Origin of the sequence: Sphingomonas cynarae, from assembly GCF_039537815.1 — a bacterium.
Taxonomy (GTDB): Bacteria; Pseudomonadota; Alphaproteobacteria; order Sphingomonadales; family Sphingomonadaceae; genus Sphingomonas; species Sphingomonas cynarae.
Genome location: NZ_BAABBF010000015.1, coordinates 1 through 16339, shown reverse-complemented (window position 1 = coordinate 16339; position 16339 = coordinate 1). Strand labels below are relative to the sequence as shown.

The following is a 16339-nucleotide window of genomic DNA, read 5'->3' as shown; positions in this document are numbered from 1 at the left end:
GTGAATACCGCACTTCATGCTGAAGCCAACGTTGCTGAATTGCACGCGATGAATGGTTACAGCCACGAATGCCTCCATACATATATATCGTGCTGCAATAATTGGTGTTCTCCTTCGTACCGACGCATGGCGCCGCAGCCATGCCGCGCATTTCCCGACTTTCGGGCATCCCGTATGTCGCCGCTTTTGCGACATACGGGATGCCCGCGATTGCCGCGGTACATGGCGTTGATTCCCTTGACCTGCTCCCCGGCGGCGATCCCGGATTCACGCTTCTCTGCGCATCAACCGTACCATCTGCCTGAAGTCGGTCCGCTGACCGCTGGCCAGCAGGCTGGCGCGGAAGATACGGCCGAGCAGCACCACTTCGACCAGGATGAAGACCGCCGTCAGTGCCCCGGCTGCCCAGACCTGCCATAACGGCATACCCGTACCGAGCCGCGCCAGTACCGCGAACGGCGTCCATAGCGGAATCCACGTCAGCACCTCGATCATCGGCCCGCTGGCGCCGCGCAGCACCGCCTGCACCAGGATGGTGACCGGGATCATGATGACCAGCAGCACCGGCGTCAGATACCCCTGCGCGTCCCGCATCGATTCCGACACCGCGCCGATGACGAGGAAGATCATCGCGACCACGATATAGCCGGCCACGAAGAAATAGAGGATCGTCGCGATCGCCCCTATCGACGACACCGGTTCGAGCGCGGGGCGGATCATCTCCGCGATCGCGCCATGCGTGGCGAACGCGGCGACGAGGCCGCATATCGCCCAGGTCGCGACCATCGACAGGCCGATCCCGACCGTGCCGATCAGCTTGCCGTACATCAGTTCGTTGGGACTGACGCAGGCGAGCACCGTCTCGATCAGCTTGTTGCTGCGTTCCTCGACCGACCCCTGCAGCATCCAGCTGCCCGACAGGATCAGCGACATCAGCAGGATATAGGCGCAGGCGAGCGGCAGGATCGAACGGATCAGCACGCGTTCGCGGCCGCTGCCGCGTGGCGGCACGACGACGGCGATGGCCGGCGCGATCGCGGTGGCGGCGATGGCGACCGGCGCGGCAACGCCGTTCGCCTGCAGGTAGCGCAGCTTCAGTTCCTGCGCGAGCAGCTGCTGCACCGTGCCGACGAAGCCGCCCGACGGGGCGCCGTTCGCCCACAGCCGCACGTCGGGCGATCGGCCGAAATCGGCGGGGATATAGACCGCGTAATCGAGCGGCTTCGCCTTGCTGCCGTCGGCGGGGCGGAGCAGCGGGCCGAGCGCCGCGTCGATCCGGTCCGGCCGCGCGGCCGCGACCGCGGCGGGTACGGGCACGATCGCGTAATTCGGGTCCGGCGCCTCGAACGCGGGCGTGTCCGCCTCCTTGACCGTGGCGATCCGGGACAGCGCACCCTTGATACCGCCTGCCGCCGTGAACCGCGCGATGTCGCCGTCGCCGTACCAGCGATCGTGTCGCGCCCACGGAGCGGTCGGATCGGCGCGTTCGAGCCTGTGGGATTCGACATAGCGCGACAGCGCGGTCAGCACTCGCCGCTGCTCGTCCAGATCCAGCCGGGCGGTGATCGCCTGCGCGGTCCCGCCCCCGGTGCGGTCGATCAGCATCACGCGCTGCGTGTCCGATTTGTCGAGGAAGCGCGAGGCGATCGGCCCGATCGCGAAGGCGAGCGGCAGGATCAGCAGCGTCACCCAGAAACTGCGCGTCGCCGCGATCTGGCGGAACTCGCGCGCCGCGACCAACATGATACGGCCGATCATGACTGCGCCCCCGCCGGCCCGACGATATGGAGGAAGACGTCGTGCAGCCCGGGCCGGTGCTGCTCGAAACGGCGCAGCGGCACACCACGCTCGGTGCATTGCTGCAACAGGTCGGCGGGATCGTGCCCCGGCGACAGTCGCACGTCCCACGCGGTCCAGCCATCGCCAAGGTCGGCGCCCGCGCTGGCCGATTGAACACCGTCGAGCGTCGCGGGCGACTGTCGCGCCACGACCTCGAGCCTCGCCGGCAGGGTCGCGCGCGCCTGTTCCTGCGTGCCCTCGAACCGCTTGGCGCCCCTGGCGAGGAGCAGCAACCGATCGCACAGCCGCTCGGCATGCTGCATGACGTGGGTCGAGAAGACGACCGCCGCGCCATCCTTTGCCGCGTTCAGTATCTCTTCCTCCAGCAATCCCTGATTGACCGGATCGAGACCGGAGAACGGCTCATCGAGGATCAGCAACTGCGGCGCGTTGACCACCGCGGTCGCCAGCTGGACTTTTTGCGCCATGCCCTTCGACAGTTTGTCGACCCCGGTCCTGAGACTGGCACCGAGCCCGAACCGGTCGAGCAACAGCCGCCCACGACTGCGCGCATCGGCCGCGCTCATGCCCTTCAGCCGGCCGAAATAGACCACCGTCTCCAGCGCCGTCATCGACCGGTACAGGCCGCGTTCCTCAGGCAGGAAGCCGAGTTGCCCGCTGGCCTCCCGCCCCGGCGGCTTGCCCAGCACCGCGATATTGCCGGCGTCGGGCCGGATGATGTCGAGTACCATGCGCAACGACGTCGTCTTGCCCGCGCCGTTGCCGCCCAGAAAGCCGAACACCTCGCCTGGCGTGACCGCGAAACTCAGGTGATCCACCGCCGTCATGGCGCCGAACCGTTTCACCACGCCGTCAAGGCGCAGGGCATGCTGCATCGATGATCCCCCAATCCAGCGGGGATCATCACCGCTTCGCGGCACGTCCGCAAGTAGGCAGTCACATCGACGTCTGTGTCGCGCATGTCCTGAGTTTCGCGACACCCGCCGGGCCAACGTGTTTCCGCGCTTCCCGGCGTCGCACAAGTCGGTTGCTGAAGTCCGTCGTTCCGATGCATATTCGCGACATGCTGACCGGTTATGCGCGCGTATCGACCGATGACCAGGATCTGCGGCTGCAGCGCGGTCTGCTGACCGAAGCCGGCTGTCGTCGCATCTTCGAGGAGAAGGGTTCCGGCGTCCACCGCGACCGGCCCGAACTGGCGCGGCTGCTCGACCAGATCCGGGCGGACGACGTGGTGGTGGTGACCCGGCTCGACCGGCTGGCGCGCTCGACCAGGGACCTGCTCGACATCGCCGAGACGCTGAACGACGTCGGCGCCGGGCTGCGCTCGCTGGGCGAGCCATGGGCAGATACGACCTCGCCGGCGGGGCGGATGGTGCTGACCGTGTTCGCCGGCATCGCCGAATTCGAGCGCGCGCTGATCCACCAGCGCACCAGCAGCGGCCGGGTGGCGGCCAGGGCGCGGGGCGTGCGGTTCGGGCGCCCGCCCAGGCTGACCCCCGACCAGATCGCGCTGGGCCTGCGGCTGGTCGGCGAGGGCACCTCGGTGCGCGAGGCGGCCAAGCTGCTCGATTGCCACCATGCCACGCTCTACCGGGCGCTGACCGCGGCGTCGCTCAGGCCATGACGGCGGGGCGTTCGCGATCGGCCATGTCTTCCCCTACCCGATCGACGTCTTCCCCTACCCGATCGACCGGCCGCCACCGTCCCGTCATGTCCGCTCCGGGCGGCCATGCGGGGTCGTCCGGCGTAATCCGGACATGACGATACCGTCCCGATCGATGATCGACCGGGACGGCGGGATCGTGGAAGCGGACAGGGCGCGGGCGGCGCCCCGCCGATTACTTGTCGCGTTCGGCGCGCTTGCGATCGGCCTTGCGGGCGCGGCTGATCGCGGCGGCACGCTCGCGCGCGCGCTTTTCCGATGGCTTCTCGTAATGCCGGCGAAGCTTCATCTCGCGATAGACGCCTTCGCGCTGCAGCTTCTTCTTGAGCGCACGGAGCGCCTGGTCGACATTGTTATCGCGGACGATGATCTGCATGTATGTTTCCGGTTGCCGTGACAGGATCGGCGAACGGCGCCTGTATGGCGAGCCGGCGACGATGCCAAGCACTAAGGTGAAAATACCCTCTATTCCACCATTATAGCCGCGATCGGCGCCATTGTCGTCACCCGATCGTGGCGGATTCCGGGCCATCGGGCGCGAACAGGCCGTAACGATCGCGCCAAGCCGCCACCTCGGCGCGCAGCGCGGGCGGCGCGGGGCGGCCCGAGACGACGTGCTGCGCGACCTCGTTGTCGGGATGGACCAGCATCTTGCGCGATCCGTCGCTGAACCAGACGGGGACGAGCCGGTCGCACAGGCTGTCGAGGACGCGGCCGGCGGTGCCGTCGTCGATCGCGGTGCTGCCCGGCAGCAGGCGGACGTTGATCGACACCCCCTCGAAACAGTTGCGCGGCTCGCGGACGAAATTGACCGAAACCAGCAGGCCGCACCGGTCCGGGCGCGTCGCCTCGGGCATCGCCGCCACCCGCCGCCACGCGCAGAACCATGTCCGGCACACCCGCGGGCGGACCGGGTGGATGCCACACCCCCGCGCGCCGAGCTGCGCGCACGGGGTGTCGGCGGGCTTGGCGAAATCGGGCGAATCCACCTTCAGCGCCGTGCAGCAGACCGTGCATTCGCCGCAGTCGCGATCGGCCAGCAACGGCCCCAGCAGGCCGGTCTCGATATCCGTATCGGGGTGCATCCGCATGGCGACGCCCCCTATCACGGATCGGCCCGAATGGTGAGCGGGGGCGGTCGGGGTTAAATGGATGAAGATCGTGCCTTGCTTGTCGGTTTGAAGCCCTTCTGATAGTTTCCGTGTCATCAAGCTTCATATCGGGGATGGCATGGCGACGGTGGTCAATCAGATCGGCGATCTGGCCGATGCGGGCGAGCGGATGATCGAGCGGTTGCGGCGCAAGGCGTTCCTGCCCGAAAGCCGCAAGGGCCTGAACATCCGCTTCGGCATCGCGGAGGCCGCGCAACTGCTCGGCTGTTCCACCAACCGCATCCGCATGGCGGAGGAGGATGGCCGCCTGCCCCCCGCCCCCGCCGCCGACAATGGCCGCCGGCTGGGCTATCCGATCGAGGCGCTGCTCAACATGCGCGACGTGCTGGGCGCCTCCCCCGCCCGCGCGCCGCTCGACGTGCCGGCGGTGATCGCGGTGCAGAACTTCAAGGGCGGCGTCGGCAAGTCGACCGTCACCACTCATCTGGCCCATTATCTGGGGGTGCAGGGGTACCGCGTGCTGGTCGTCGACTGCGACAGCCAGGCGACCACCACGACGCTGTTCGGCTTCAACCCGCATTTCAACATCACCCGCGCCGAGACGCTCTATCCCTATCTGTCGATCGAGCCGACGCAATCGGACCTGCTCTATGCGGTGAAGCGGACGCCGTGGCCGAACGTCGATCTGATCCCGTCCAACCTGGAATTGTTCGACGTGGAATATGAGCTGGCCGCGGCGGGCAGCGACGGCGGGTCGGTGCTGGCGGCGCGGTTCCGCAAGCTGAAGCGCGGGCTGGCCGATCTGGCGCGCAACTACGATATCGTGCTGCTCGATCCGCCGCCCGCGCTCGGCACGATCAGCTTGGCGGTGATGCAGGCGGCGAACGCGCTGCTGGTGCCGATGGCGGCGACGACGCCCGATTTCTGTTCGACCGTGCAGTTCCTGTCGATGATGGATCAGGTGCTGCACCAGCTGGCGGGCGCGGGGATCGCGGTGGATTACAGCTTCGTGCGGCTGATCTGTTCGAAGTTCGACGGCAACGACCCCAGCCATGCGATGGTGCGCGCGATCATGGAGCAGAGCTTCGGTCCCGCGCTGCTGCCCGTGCCGATCCTCGAATCCGCGGAGATCAGCCATGCCGCGATGCGGATGATGACCGTCTACGAACTCGACAAGCCGATCGGCACCCCCAAGACGCACAAGCGCAGCCGCGCCAATCTGGACGAGGCGCTGGGCCAGGTGGAGCAGCTGGTACGCCAGGGCTGGGGCCGGGTGGCGCCCGCCAGCGAGGCGGCGATCGTCCATGCCGCAGCATAAGGCGGGCAGCGACATTCCACTTTCCTACACGCCGATGTTCCTATTATGTTCGGCACGGGAGGCCCATCATGGCGCGTAAGCAATCCGATTACCTGACCTCGTTGCTGTCGGACGACCAGAGCGTCGATCCCGAGATGACGGCCATCACCGACGGGATCAGCCGCGCGCTGGAACGGCCGCGCGGCACGACGTTGCTGAACCGCGAGAACGCACTCGCCCGCGTCGCCAAGGGCGAGGTGCGGCAGGTGACGCAGTTGCTGCTCGATCCGGCGCGGGTGCGGGTATGGCCGGGCAATGCCCGCACCTATGCGCATCTGGATGCGGACAATTGCCGCGAACTGATCGACTCGATCGTCGCGGAGGGCGGGCAGAAGGTGCCGGCGGTGGTGCGCCGGATCGAGGACGATCCCGACCATGATTACGAGGTGGTGGCGGGCACCCGCCGGCACTGGTCGATCGCGTGGCTGCGCGCGCATGATTATCCCGACATGCAGTTCCTGGCGCAGGTCGCGCAACTGGACGACGAGGCGGCGTTCCGGCTCGCCGATCTGGAGAACCGCGCACGTGCCGACGTGTCCGACCTGGAGCGCGCGTGCAATTACCTCGCGGCGCTGTCCACCCATTACAACGACCACCAGTCGCGCATGGCGGAGCGGCTGAAGGTGTCGAAGAGCTGGCTGTCGAAGATGCTGAAGGTGGCGACGATCCCCGACATGGTGGTCGGCGCCTTCGCCTCGCCGGCGGAGATTTCGCTGCGATCGGGCTATGCGCTGGCGCATGCGCTGGACGATCACGCCAACGCTTCCGCGATCGCCGGGATGGCGAGGGTGATCGCCGGCGAACAGGCGCAACGGCGGATCGACGGCATCCCGCCTTTCCCCCCGGCCGACGTGCTGCGCCGGTTGCTCGACGCGCCGCGCCTGTCGTCGGGTGAGGACAAGCCCGACCTGTTCTCCTTCAGCAACAAATATGGCCGCACGGTATTGAGCCTGCAGTCGATCAACCGGCAGGGCGCGACGATCCGCATCCATGCCGGATCGGGGGCCGAACCGGACCATCTGGTGGAGGCGCTGCGCACGCTGCTCGATCATCTGGAGGCCACCGGTCGGGGCCTGAGCCGCTGATGTTTCCCGCAGGAAACTTTTCGGGTGACGGCACGAACGCCCCCTGTCCCGCCGCTCGCCGCCACGCCTTGGTGAAAAGTTTCCCGCGGGAAACTTTCGTCGATCGGCCCGGTGACGGCCGCCACGATGCAGCGGTTTCCCCGAAAGTTTCCCGCGGGAAACTTTCGGATTCCGGGGCCGGCACACGGCATCGGACCCCGTCGGCACAAAAGTTTCCCGCGGGAAACTTTTCGACCGGCGCCGCGAACGTCCCCTGCCCCGCCGCTCGCCGCCACAGCTTGATGAAAAGTTTCCCGCGGGAAACTTTCGTCGATCGACCCGGTGACGGCCGTCACGATGCAGCGGTTTCCCCAAAAGTTTCCCGCGGGAAACTTTTGGGTTCCGGGGTCGCCAACCGACATCGGATACCGATCGGGCAAAAGTTTCCCGCGGGAAACTTTTCGTGAAACCGCCGCGCCGCGAAGAGCGCACCGCCCAGTTCAACATGCTGCTCCCCTATCTGGCGGACCTGCCGCTGCGCGACCAGCGCGAGATGATGGAGCGGCCGTTCTTCAGCCTGGCCAAGTCGAAACGGGTGAAGCCGATCGATTATTCCTCGCCCGACGGCAAGCTGTGGGTCCATGTCTCCGCCAATCCCGATTACGGCATGGCGACGATCTGGGACGCCGATATCCTGATCTATTGCGCGTCGATGCTCGCCGACATGGCGCGGCGCGGGGTGAACGACGTGCCGCGCACGCTGCACCTGATGCCCTATGACCTGCTCCGCGCGATCGGGCGGCAGCCGACGGGGCGTGCCTATGAACTGCTCGGCCAGGCGCTCGACCGGCTGGTCGCGACCACGGTGAAGACCAATATCCGGGCCGGCGGACCGGGGGCCGGGCCGGGGAGTGGCGCAGGCAGCGGGGCGGGCGGTACCGGGTCCAGCCGGCGCGAGGCGACGTTCAGCTGGCTCGACGGCTGGACGCAACTGGTCGACGACAAGACCGAGCGGCCGCGCGGCATGACGATCGAGCTGTCCAACTGGTTTCACGAAGGCGTGATGATGACCGGCGGGGTGCTGTCGATCGACCGCGCCTATTTCCACATCACCGGCGGGCGCGAACGCTGGCTGTACAAGGTGGCGCGCAAGCATGCCGGCGGGGCGGGGGAGGAGGGCTTCGCCATCTCGATGCCGACGCTGTTCGAGAAATCGGGGGCGGAGGGCCAGTATCGCCGCTTCAAGTTCGAGATCGCCCGGATCGCCGCGCGCGACGAGCTGCCCGGCTATGCGCTGACGCTGGAAACCGCCGCGGGCAAGGACGAACCGTCGCTGCGGATGCGGCGCCGTGCCGGGTCCGAGGTGGCGGACGATCCGGTGAGCGACCCGGTGGCGGTGACGGCGGATATCCCGGCCGGCGATCCCGCCCCCGCCCCGCCTGCCGCCCCGCACCTCGCCGAGGCGCCGGCCCCCGCTTCGCCCGACGCCACGGTCGACGCCCGCGCACTGATCCGCCGCAGCGTCACCGGGCTGGCGACGCGGGCGGGCAGCGGCGAGATCACCGAACAGACGCTGGCGACGCTGCGGGCGGAATGTCCCGGCTGGGACTATCAGACGCTGCACGCCGATTTCCGCCGCTGGATCGACGGCGATCCGGACCGTACCCCGGTCAGCTACCAGAACGCGTTCATCGGCTATGTCCGCCGGTTCGATGCGAAGAACCGGCACATCCTCGGCCGCTGAACCGCGCGCCGGCGTTCCTGATGTATCGCGTGTCGGGATCACGTCCGGCCCGTCGTCGCGATGGCGCGGCGAAACTGAACGTGCCCATGATCGTTGTCGTCCGAAGTGATTCAATCGCCCATGTGTCCCGCGCCGTCGATCCGGACCGTCGATACATCGGGAACGGGCATCGATCCGTCTGCACCCAGGCAACGATACATCAGGAACGATCCGACGATATTTCGGGAACGCGGGCGACGATACATCGGGAACGATCCGACGATACTTCAGGAACGCGGGGTACCCGGAAATCCCCGCAAAACCGGGTGCTTGGCCGCGATCCCGGGGCCCTTAACCTTTTAACCTCATTATTAACCATCTAACCGGGCATGATGTTCTGGATTCTGGGGGGAGAGTAGAAGAACGCGCTGGGCATCGGTCATCGTGCCCGTCGCCTCATCCCCGGTCGGCATGGACGCGGTGGGAGGGGGGGCGGATCGCGCGGCCACCGTTTGCCCGGCCTGTCATCCCGTTTTGGCACATCCCTGCCCGGACCGTGTCGAAACCCGGCTTAGTTTTCTCGCCCCGCAAACCTATGACGGCCGGCGATCAGGGGACCGGCGGATGGCCGGCGATCCGGGGGAACAGTCATGGCTATCGTGAACCACGTCGTGCGGACCAGCCTGCTCGCCCTCGCGGCCGGACTGGCGGCGAATGCGCAGGCGGCGGTGGTCCTCGATCCCGTCATGCAGGCGATCGCGCCGGGCATCGGGGTCAAAGTGTCGCCCTTCGCCACCGCGCCGGGCCTGTACGGGCCGGCCAGCGTCCAGTCGATGCGCGCGGTCACCGACGGATCGAACCGGCTGTTCGTCAACGACACGCGCGGCGTGATCTCGGTCACCGATACCGCCGGGGCGACGCCGGGCGTCTATTTCGACATCCGCCGGCAGGATGTCGGCTTCGCGCAGATCAACGGGCAGACGGGGCTGGTCTCCTCCGCCTTCCACCCCAATTTCGGCCGCGATCCGGCGATGCCGGGCTATCGCACCTTCTACACGATCGACACGACGATGGCCGCGGGCGCGCCCGCCCCGACCCTTGCCGGCAAGGGCCCGGTCAACCATCATGACGTCGTGCGCGAATGGACGGTGGCGGACCCCGCGGCCGCAACCGCGACGATCACCGCCACGCGCGAGGTGATGCGCCTGTCGCAACCGGCCGGCGACCACGGCCCCGGCACGATCGCGTTCAACACCGGCGCCGCCCCCGGATCGGCGGACTATGGCAAGCTGTACATCGGCCTGGGCGATGGCGGCGGCGTCAACGACCCCTATGACAATGCGCAGGACCCGCGCAGCCCGTTCGGCAAGATCCTGCGTATCGACCCGGTCGATCCCGACGGCGCCGGACCGCTGGCCTATGCCGTGCCCCGCGACAATCCCCATGTCGGCGACCCGGCTGCGCTGGGCGAGATATGGGCATCGGGCCTGCGCAATCCGCAGCAGTTCGGCTGGGATGCGCTGACCGGCCGGATGTATATCGGCGATATCGGCCAGGCGCAGCTGGAGGAGGTCAATATCGGCATCCCCGGCGCCAATTACGGCTGGCCGCTGCGCGAGGGCACGCTGGCCAAGCCCGCCGACAAATCGCTGTCCCTCGTCACCGACGATCCCAATCCCGGCCGTTTCACCGATCCGATCGCGCAATACGACCATGACGAGGGATCGGCGATCGGCGCGGTGCAGCTCTACCGGGGGTCGCTGATCCCCGAACTCGCCGGGCAGATGCTGGTCGACGATATCGTCAACGGCCGCATCTTCTATTTCACGCCGGGCGATACCAGCGGCGAGGGGGGGCTGGCGCTGCTGCGCGAACTGCGGCTCGAACTGGACGGCCTGCCGACCGACATGATGACGCTGGAGGGGACCTGGCGGGTCGACCTGCGCATGGGGGTCGACGCGTCCGGCGAGCTCTACCTGCTCACCAAGAAGGACGGCAATATCTATCGCCTGACCGGTGCGGTGCCCGAACCGGCGGGCTGGGCGATGATGATCGCCGGGCTGGGGCTGGCGGCCACGATGCTGCGCCGTCGCCGGACCGGCCGGGGTGCGGTGCCCGCCTGACCGGGACGACCGGATGGTCGCACCATGTATTGTCGCGCCGGGCGGTGATATGCCGTGAAATATCGTGGCGTACCGGTATGTTACGGTGAAGTTGTCGATCGGTGGCAGTCAGTTGCCATGGTCGGGCGGTGCCTGATGCCGGGCCGGCAAGCTTGCCGCCTGTGCCGTCCTGTTGCGACATCTTGCGACACATTCATTGTGGTTCGTTCAGCAACCTTGCAGCGCCGATATGGTTGTTATGGTTCTTCTTCCATGACGCAAGGACAGGAAATGACCAGCAAAGCAGCTTCGATCTGCGCGGCGCTTGCCGCCACCATGTTGATCTCGGCGCCCGTGGCGGCGCGGTCGGACGGCCACAAGGGGCAGAAGCAGGTCTGCAAATACGAGAAGAAGCACGGCAAGCGCATCAAGGTGTGCCGCTGGGTGCGTCGCTGACCGATCATGGCCCGGGCATGACCTCGCCTGGGCCACTCGCCCCGCCGGGGCCGGGTGTACGGCGGACAGCGGCACGGGGACCGGTGAGAGGATGGTCGGAAACATACGCCAGGGATCGGCCCTGTGCGGTGCATGATCGCGTTACGGGTCAGGTAACACCGATCGGTCGCGACACGTGCGATCGGCCAACAACCCTAGCTGTCTCCCTGAACCTTCCCAATCGGGAAGCGGGAGCTATGCCGCAGCGAAGACGTCCCGAGCGACAGCCACGGCGTTAAGCGCGGCGGGAAAGCCGGCATAGGGGATCATCTGCATCACCGTTTCGATGATCTCGCGCCGATCGGCACCAACGTGAAGCGCCGCCTGCATATGAACCTTGAGCTGGGGCGTGGCGGTACCCATCGCGGTCAGCGCAGCGACCGTCGCCAGCTCGCGCGTCTTCATATCCAACCCGGGACGGGCGAAAATATCGCCATAGGCGAACTCTACGATGTAGCGGCCGAGGTCGGGGGCAATGTCCGCCAGGCTCTTCACCACCTGTGCGCCGTGCGGGCCGCTGACGGCCTCAAGCTGCGCTAACCCGCGCTCGTACCGGCCGTCATCCACGACGTGCTGCCCCGATGCTGGCGTCCCTGCGAGGGGCAGCGCGACCGCTCCCGCCATTGCTGCGCGTCGATCCATCATCGCTTGATCCTTCCATATTTGCCTCCAAGTCGCGGTAGTGCGCGATCTTCGCATCGAGCGTGCCGATCAGCTCCATCAGCTCATCCCGGCGGTTGGCGAGCGCGGCGCGATGCGCTTCCAGCATCGCGCGCCGATCCGCGGTTGTGGCGCGACCCATTGCCCGCAGCCGGCTGTATTCGAGCCGGTCACGCATCGGCATATCCATCGCTTGCAGCTTGCGGAGGAAAGACGCCCACGCGAGGTCGTCCATGCCGTAGCTGCGTCGTCCGCCAGCATCGCGCACGGTGCGCGGCAGCAGACCGATCCGCTCGTAATAGCGGATGGTATCGGGCGTCAGACCGCTATGCGCGGCGAAATCGCTGATTTTCACGGTTGCGGCCTCCTTGCCTAGGGCAGCTACCCCTTGGAGTGCGCTCTAGGTCAAGGCCGTATCAACAACATTCCCATTTCAGCCTCCCATTCGGGACGGTCGCGGGGCTTGGCGTATGTTTTCGACCATCCTCTCAACCGGACCCCGGAAAGGCGGCGCCCCTCCGCCGGATCACGACCGGTGATCGGGTCATCTACTATTCGCCCGTGTCGCGTTTCGGCGGGAAGGACCGGCTGCAGGCATTTGCCGCGATCGGCACCGTCGTCGCCGCGATGCCCTGTCAGGTCGGGATGGCGGCAGGGTTCGGACCGTGGCGGCGCGACGTGCGGTGGGACGCCGCAAATGCGGCCCCGGTCAGGCCGCTGCCCGGACGGCTCGCATCCACCGGCGACGGCACGAACCGGGAATACCGGTTCCGGTTCGGCCTGTTCGGGATCACCGGCGATGATGGCGGACCTGTCGCGCCAGCCGTCCCGGCCCGTCGGGGCCGATCTCGCCCCCCGGGGGTGACGTGCCGGGTGCCGGCCCATGATGCATGATGCGGTGCCGCCCCCCGGCAAAGGGGGGACCCCGGCCGGGTCGTGCAGGCCCGCACCGGCAGCCCCGCACCGGTCAGGCGTCGGGCACCAGCTTGCGGACGATCCGCAGCAGGGCCTCGGTTTCCACGGGCTTGGTCAGCCAGCCGGTCGCACCGGCGGACTTGGCCAGATTGCGCATGTCCTGGCTGGATTCGGTGGTCAGCAGCACGATCGGCATGAAGGTGTAGCCGGGCAGCTTGCGGGCTTCGCGGACGAGGTCGATGCCGCTCATCCCGCCCATGTTCAGATCGGTGATCATCATCGCCGGCTTCAGTCCGCCCTGGAGCTGCGCCAGCGCGTCTTCCCCGCTTTCGGCCTTGTGGACCGTCAGGCTGGTGGCGCGAAGATTGATCTCGACGCTCATCAGCATCGAGGGAGAATCGTCAACGATCAGGATAGAGGACGGCATTGTTACTCCGTGGCGTCGGGTTGGCGGCCGGCCGCGGCAGCGGACAGCAATCGGGGTCGCAGCGGCGCGACGGCAGGGGCATCGCCCACCGCCACCACGACGGGGCGGAAGGCCATGAGCACCTGCACCAGGGCGGTGTGCAGCCCGGTGCATCGGGCCAGCGTGACCTTGGCACGGGGATGCTCGGTGAGAAATTCGACGAGCGGCAGGGCCTCCTCGACCGCGCAGCGATCCTCGAAATGCGCGCGGGTCTTGGTGTAGCGGATGGGCATTACAGCATCTCCTTGAGATCGAGGATCAGCAGGACGCGGCCGTCGCCCAGCAGGGTGGTGCCGCAATAGCCCGGCACCCCGGTGAGGATGCCGTCCATGGGTTTCAGGATGACGTCCATCCCCTCGCGGAAATCGTCGATCACCAGACCCACGGTCCGGTTGTCGAAGCGGCAGACCAGCACCGCCTCGCCACGGTCGTCGGCGACCCGGCGGCCGGCCCCCTGATCGACCCCGTGACCGACCCCGTGACCGACCCCGTGACCGACCCCGTGACCGACCCCGTGACCGACCCCGTGACCGACCCCGTGACCGGGCCTGTGGCCGTCGAGCCGGTCGGCCATGCGTACCAGCGGCACGACCGTGTCGCGCAGGACGAACACCTCCTGGTTCTTCATGTGGCGGATCTCGTCCGGCGCCAGGCGCACGGTCTGCACGACCACGTCCATCGGGATGCCGTACAGGCTGTCGCCGACATCGACGACCATCACCCGCGTCACCGCCATGCTGAGCGGCATCGTCAGCCGCGTGGTGGTGCCGCGCCCGGCCTGCGAGGATACCGAGACCCGGCCGCCCAGTTTCTGGACCGTGCTGAGCACCACGTCCATGCCGACGCCGCGCCCGGACAGATCGGACACCTCCGCGGCGGTGGAGAAGCCGGGGCGGTAGATGAGGTTCACCGCCTCCTGATCGCTCAGCCGGTCCGCTTCCTCGCGGGTGATGACGTTCTTGGCGACCGCGGCGTCGCGCACGCCGACGGGATCGATGCCGCGGCCGTCGTCGCTGACCTCGATGATGACGCTGTCGGTGTCCTGGAAGGCGCGCAGGCGGATGGTGGCGGCGGCGGGCTTGCCGGCATCGAGGCGCGCCTGCGGCTGCTCGATGCCATGGTCGAGCGAATTGCGGACGATGTGCAGCAGCGGATCGCCGAGCGCCTCGATGATGGTCTTGTCCGCGGCGGTGTCCTCGCCGTCGATCGCCAGATCGACCTGCTTGTCCAGCCGGCGGGCGATGTCGCGGATCAGGCGGGGGAAGCGGTCGAAGATCTCGGCGACGGGCAGCATGCGGACCTGCATGATCGCGCCCTGCAGCTCCTGCGTCAGCCGGTCGATGATCGCATATTGTTCCTTGATCTCGCGCGCCATCTCGCGCGAGCCGTGGATATCCTCGGCCCGTTTGGCGAGGAACGGCAGCGCGTTCTTCGACACCACCAGTTCGCCGATCAGCGTCATCAGCAGGTCGATCTTGCCCTGATCGACCTTGATCGAGCGCGATGCGTTGCGCGCGGCGTCACCGGCGCCGGCTGCGGCCGGCGGGGGCACGACGGCCGGCGATGCCGACCCGGCCGCGTCCGGTGCGACTGCCGCAGATGCGGCCCCGCCAGACGCAGGCCCGGCGGCACCGGTGCCGACCGTGTCCAGCGTGCTGAGAAACGCGAGCAGGGGCGTCACGTCCCCGGTGCGGTGCGCCTCGGCACCGGCGGCCTGCCACTCCGCGGACAGCGCCGGCCGGGCGATGCTCTGCAGCATGTTGGTGACGACCGCCTGGGTCGAGCGCAGCCGTACCAGGTCGTATCCGACCCGCCCCAGGATACGGAGCTGCGTCGCCACGATATGCCGTACCGGCCCGGTCAGCGTCGTGCCCGCGTCGGACGGGGTGGTGGCCAGGGTGGCGGACGGGGTATCGGACGGGGTATCGGACGGGGCTACGGCCGGGGCGGGGGGCACCATCGTCCGGATCTCGATCTGGTCGAGTTCATAGGTCATGACCTGTTCGACCGTCTCGCGCGTCGCGCCGGTCAGCGCCGTCAGGCGCAGGTTGCAGTGATAGGGGTCGAAATCCGCCGGCGCCGCCCATGGTTCGCGCGCGACGATCGACAGGCCGATCGTGTCGGGCAATTCCTGCACGGCGGCGACCGGATCGGTGCCCGTGTAGAAACAGCCGGGATCGGGATCGTAGCGGATCGCCAGCACCGGTTCGCCACCGGCGATGCGGTCGCGCGCGGCGGTCAGCGTGCCGGCATCGAACGCGCTCAGCCAGTCGTCCGGCACGGTCGCCAGCGGCGCCTCCGGCCCGGCGACGACCGTCGTTCCCTCGCCCAGATGCGCGCGCAGCAGCGCGGCCCCGTGCGCGGCGCTGCGATCGGCATCCGGGGCCAGCCGGCCGTCATTGTCCAGCTGGTCGATGAAGGTCCCGACCATGTCGAAACTGTCGAGCAGCTGATCGACGATCGCGGACTGCAAGGTGAATTCGCCGGTCCTGACCGCCGACAGCAGATCCTCGCCGGCATGGACCAGCCGGGTCAGCGCCGGCACCTCGAACAGGCCGGACGATCCCTTCAGCGTGTGGACGGCGCGGAACACCTCGTTGATCGCGGCGGCGTCGGCGGGATGGCGTTCGAGCACGAGCAGCCCGGCCGCCGCCACCTGGAGCAGGTCGCGCGCTTCCTGTACGAAGCGCGCCATCAACGCGTCGCTCATGCCACCACCCCGGTCAGCAGGTTCGCGGTTTCCACCAGCTGTGCCGGGGTGGCGGGCTTGACCAGGTACAGGTCGGCGCCCGCCTCATAGGCACGGTCGGCATCGCGGCCCTCCGCCTCGGTGCTGATCGTCACGATCGGCACCGCCTGCATCGCGGTGTCGCCGCGCAGGCGGGCGATCATCGCATAACCGTCCATCTTGGGCATGTTGACGTCGACGATCATCAAGTCGAACCGGTCGAGCAGGGCGCGTTCCAGCCCTTCGAGGCC

Annotated in this window: 16 protein-coding genes and 2 pseudogenes; 8 read left to right on the top strand and 10 right to left on the bottom strand. The window is 67.8% G+C overall.

Translation table 11 applies throughout. From position 1 onward, the window contains the following. Positions 1-267: 267 nt before the first annotated feature. Positions 268-1758 carry an ABC transporter permease gene (locus ABD719_RS18390; protein ID WP_344694824.1) on the bottom strand — a complete coding sequence of 497 codons (1491 nt, stop codon included), beginning with the start codon at positions 1756-1758 and terminating at the stop codon, positions 268-270. Continuing rightward, a complete protein-coding gene (locus ABD719_RS18385; protein ID WP_344694823.1) occupies positions 1755-2675 on the bottom strand; it encodes an ABC transporter ATP-binding protein in 921 nt (306 codons plus the stop codon). Before ABD719_RS18385 ends, ABD719_RS18390 begins: the two co-directional genes overlap by 4 nt. Before the next feature lie 188 nt (positions 2676-2863). Here ABD719_RS18385 and ABD719_RS18380 point away from each other — a divergent pair, with 188 nt between their 5' ends. Beyond that, on the top strand, positions 2864-3427 hold the full coding sequence (locus ABD719_RS18380) for a recombinase family protein (RefSeq protein WP_344694837.1): 564 nt from the start codon (positions 2864-2866) through the stop codon (positions 3425-3427). A gap of 214 nt (positions 3428-3641) precedes the next feature. Here ABD719_RS18380 and rpsU read toward each other — a convergent pair whose 3' ends face one another. Then, the gene (gene rpsU / locus ABD719_RS18375) at positions 3642-3842 is read right to left on the bottom strand and encodes a 30S ribosomal protein S21 (RefSeq protein ID WP_116842203.1); all 201 of its coding nucleotides are present in this window, start codon (positions 3840-3842) and stop codon (positions 3642-3644) included. Positions 3843-3969: 127 nt separating this feature from the next. Further along, positions 3970-4551, bottom strand: a complete 582-nt coding sequence (locus ABD719_RS18370; protein ID WP_344694836.1) for a YkgJ family cysteine cluster protein — start codon at positions 4549-4551, stop codon at positions 3970-3972. A gap of 145 nt (positions 4552-4696) precedes the next feature. Here ABD719_RS18370 and ABD719_RS18365 point away from each other — a divergent pair, with 145 nt between their 5' ends. From ABD719_RS18365 to ABD719_RS18345, 6 genes and pseudogenes are all read left to right on the top strand, one after another. Continuing rightward, positions 4697-5896, top strand: a complete 1200-nt coding sequence (locus ABD719_RS18365; RefSeq protein WP_344694821.1) for an AAA family ATPase — start codon at positions 4697-4699, stop codon at positions 5894-5896. A gap of 68 nt (positions 5897-5964) precedes the next feature. Further along, positions 5965-7020, top strand: a complete 1056-nt coding sequence (locus tag ABD719_RS18360) for a ParB/RepB/Spo0J family partition protein (protein WP_344694820.1) — start codon at positions 5965-5967, stop codon at positions 7018-7020. Positions 7021-7462: 442 nt separating this feature from the next. Beyond that, complete coding sequence (locus ABD719_RS18355) at positions 7463-8743, top strand: replication initiator protein A (protein WP_425567221.1); 1281 nt, start codon at positions 7463-7465, stop codon at positions 8741-8743. Between the two features lie 629 nt (positions 8744-9372). Then, positions 9373-10542, top strand: a pseudogene (locus tag ABD719_RS18350) (PQQ-dependent sugar dehydrogenase); the annotation flags it as partial. Positions 10543-10740: 198 nt separating this feature from the next. Further along, positions 10741-10845 (top strand): annotated as a pseudogene (locus ABD719_RS18755) (PEPxxWA-CTERM sorting domain-containing protein); the annotation flags it as partial. A 270-nt stretch (positions 10846-11115) separates the two neighbouring features. Beyond that, positions 11116-11280, top strand: a complete 165-nt coding sequence (locus ABD719_RS18345; protein WP_344694817.1) for a hypothetical protein — start codon at positions 11116-11118, stop codon at positions 11278-11280. A 234-nt stretch (positions 11281-11514) separates the two neighbouring features. Here the strand turns inward: ABD719_RS18345 and ABD719_RS18340 are convergent, their stop codons facing one another. Further along, the gene (locus tag ABD719_RS18340; RefSeq protein WP_344694816.1) at positions 11515-11886 is read right to left on the bottom strand and encodes a carboxymuconolactone decarboxylase family protein; all 372 of its coding nucleotides are present in this window, start codon (positions 11884-11886) and stop codon (positions 11515-11517) included. Beyond that, positions 11879-12334, bottom strand: coding sequence for a MerR family transcriptional regulator (locus tag ABD719_RS18335; RefSeq protein ID WP_344694815.1), 456 nt, complete (start codon positions 12332-12334; stop codon positions 11879-11881). Before ABD719_RS18335 ends, ABD719_RS18340 begins: the two co-directional genes overlap by 8 nt. Before the next feature lie 206 nt (positions 12335-12540). On the opposite strand from ABD719_RS18335, the gene ABD719_RS18330 reads away from it, so the two are divergent. Continuing rightward, positions 12541-12873 (top strand): EVE domain-containing protein, encoded by a 333-nt coding sequence (locus tag ABD719_RS18330; protein ID WP_344694814.1) that lies wholly within the window; start codon positions 12541-12543, stop codon positions 12871-12873. Between the two features lie 73 nt (positions 12874-12946). Here ABD719_RS18330 and ABD719_RS18325 read toward each other — a convergent pair whose 3' ends face one another. The 4 genes from ABD719_RS18325 to ABD719_RS18310 all read right to left on the bottom strand — a co-directional run. Further along, on the bottom strand, positions 12947-13321 hold the full coding sequence (locus ABD719_RS18325) for a response regulator (protein ID WP_344694813.1): 375 nt from the start codon (positions 13319-13321) through the stop codon (positions 12947-12949). A gap of 2 nt (positions 13322-13323) precedes the next feature. After that, the gene (locus tag ABD719_RS18320) at positions 13324-13593 is read right to left on the bottom strand and encodes a hypothetical protein (RefSeq protein WP_344694812.1); all 270 of its coding nucleotides are present in this window, start codon (positions 13591-13593) and stop codon (positions 13324-13326) included. Next, positions 13593-16070: a chemotaxis protein CheA gene (locus ABD719_RS18315; RefSeq protein WP_344694811.1), complete on the bottom strand. Its 2478-nt coding sequence runs from the start codon at positions 16068-16070 to the stop codon at positions 13593-13595. Before ABD719_RS18315 ends, ABD719_RS18320 begins: the two co-directional genes overlap by 1 nt. After that, on the bottom strand, positions 16067-16339 hold a 273-nt coding region (locus ABD719_RS18310), incomplete at its 5' end, for a response regulator (protein ID WP_344694810.1). The genes ABD719_RS18310 and ABD719_RS18315, both read right to left, overlap by 4 nt.

What these genes read in the sequence shown, in the direction of transcription:
- ABD719_RS18385 (WP_344694823.1), bottom strand. Translation starts at nt 2,675, where the DNA reads ATGCAGCATGCCCTGCGCCTTGACGGCGTGGTGAAACGGTTCGGCGCC.
- ABD719_RS18315 (WP_344694811.1), bottom strand. Translation starts at nt 16,070, where the DNA reads ATGAGCGACGCGTTGATGGCGCGCTTCGTACAGGAAGCGCGCGACCTG.
- ABD719_RS18345 (WP_344694817.1), top strand. Translation starts at nt 11,116, where the DNA reads ATGACCAGCAAAGCAGCTTCGATCTGCGCGGCGCTTGCCGCCACCATG.
- ABD719_RS18360 (WP_344694820.1), top strand. Translation starts at nt 5,965, where the DNA reads ATGGCGCGTAAGCAATCCGATTACCTGACCTCGTTGCTGTCGGACGAC.
- ABD719_RS18390 (WP_344694824.1), bottom strand. Translation starts at nt 1,758, where the DNA reads ATGATCGGCCGTATCATGTTGGTCGCGGCGCGCGAGTTCCGCCAGATC.
- ABD719_RS18320 (WP_344694812.1), bottom strand. Translation starts at nt 13,593, where the DNA reads ATGCCCATCCGCTACACCAAGACCCGCGCGCATTTCGAGGATCGCTGC.
- ABD719_RS18370 (WP_344694836.1), bottom strand. Translation starts at nt 4,551, where the DNA reads ATGCACCCCGATACGGATATCGAGACCGGCCTGCTGGGGCCGTTGCTG.
- ABD719_RS18380 (WP_344694837.1), top strand. Translation starts at nt 2,864, where the DNA reads ATGCTGACCGGTTATGCGCGCGTATCGACCGATGACCAGGATCTGCGG.
- ABD719_RS18365 (WP_344694821.1), top strand. Translation starts at nt 4,697, where the DNA reads ATGGCGACGGTGGTCAATCAGATCGGCGATCTGGCCGATGCGGGCGAG.
- ABD719_RS18325 (WP_344694813.1), bottom strand. Translation starts at nt 13,321, where the DNA reads ATGCCGTCCTCTATCCTGATCGTTGACGATTCTCCCTCGATGCTGATG.
- rpsU (WP_116842203.1), bottom strand. Translation starts at nt 3,842, where the DNA reads ATGCAGATCATCGTCCGCGATAACAATGTCGACCAGGCGCTCCGTGCG.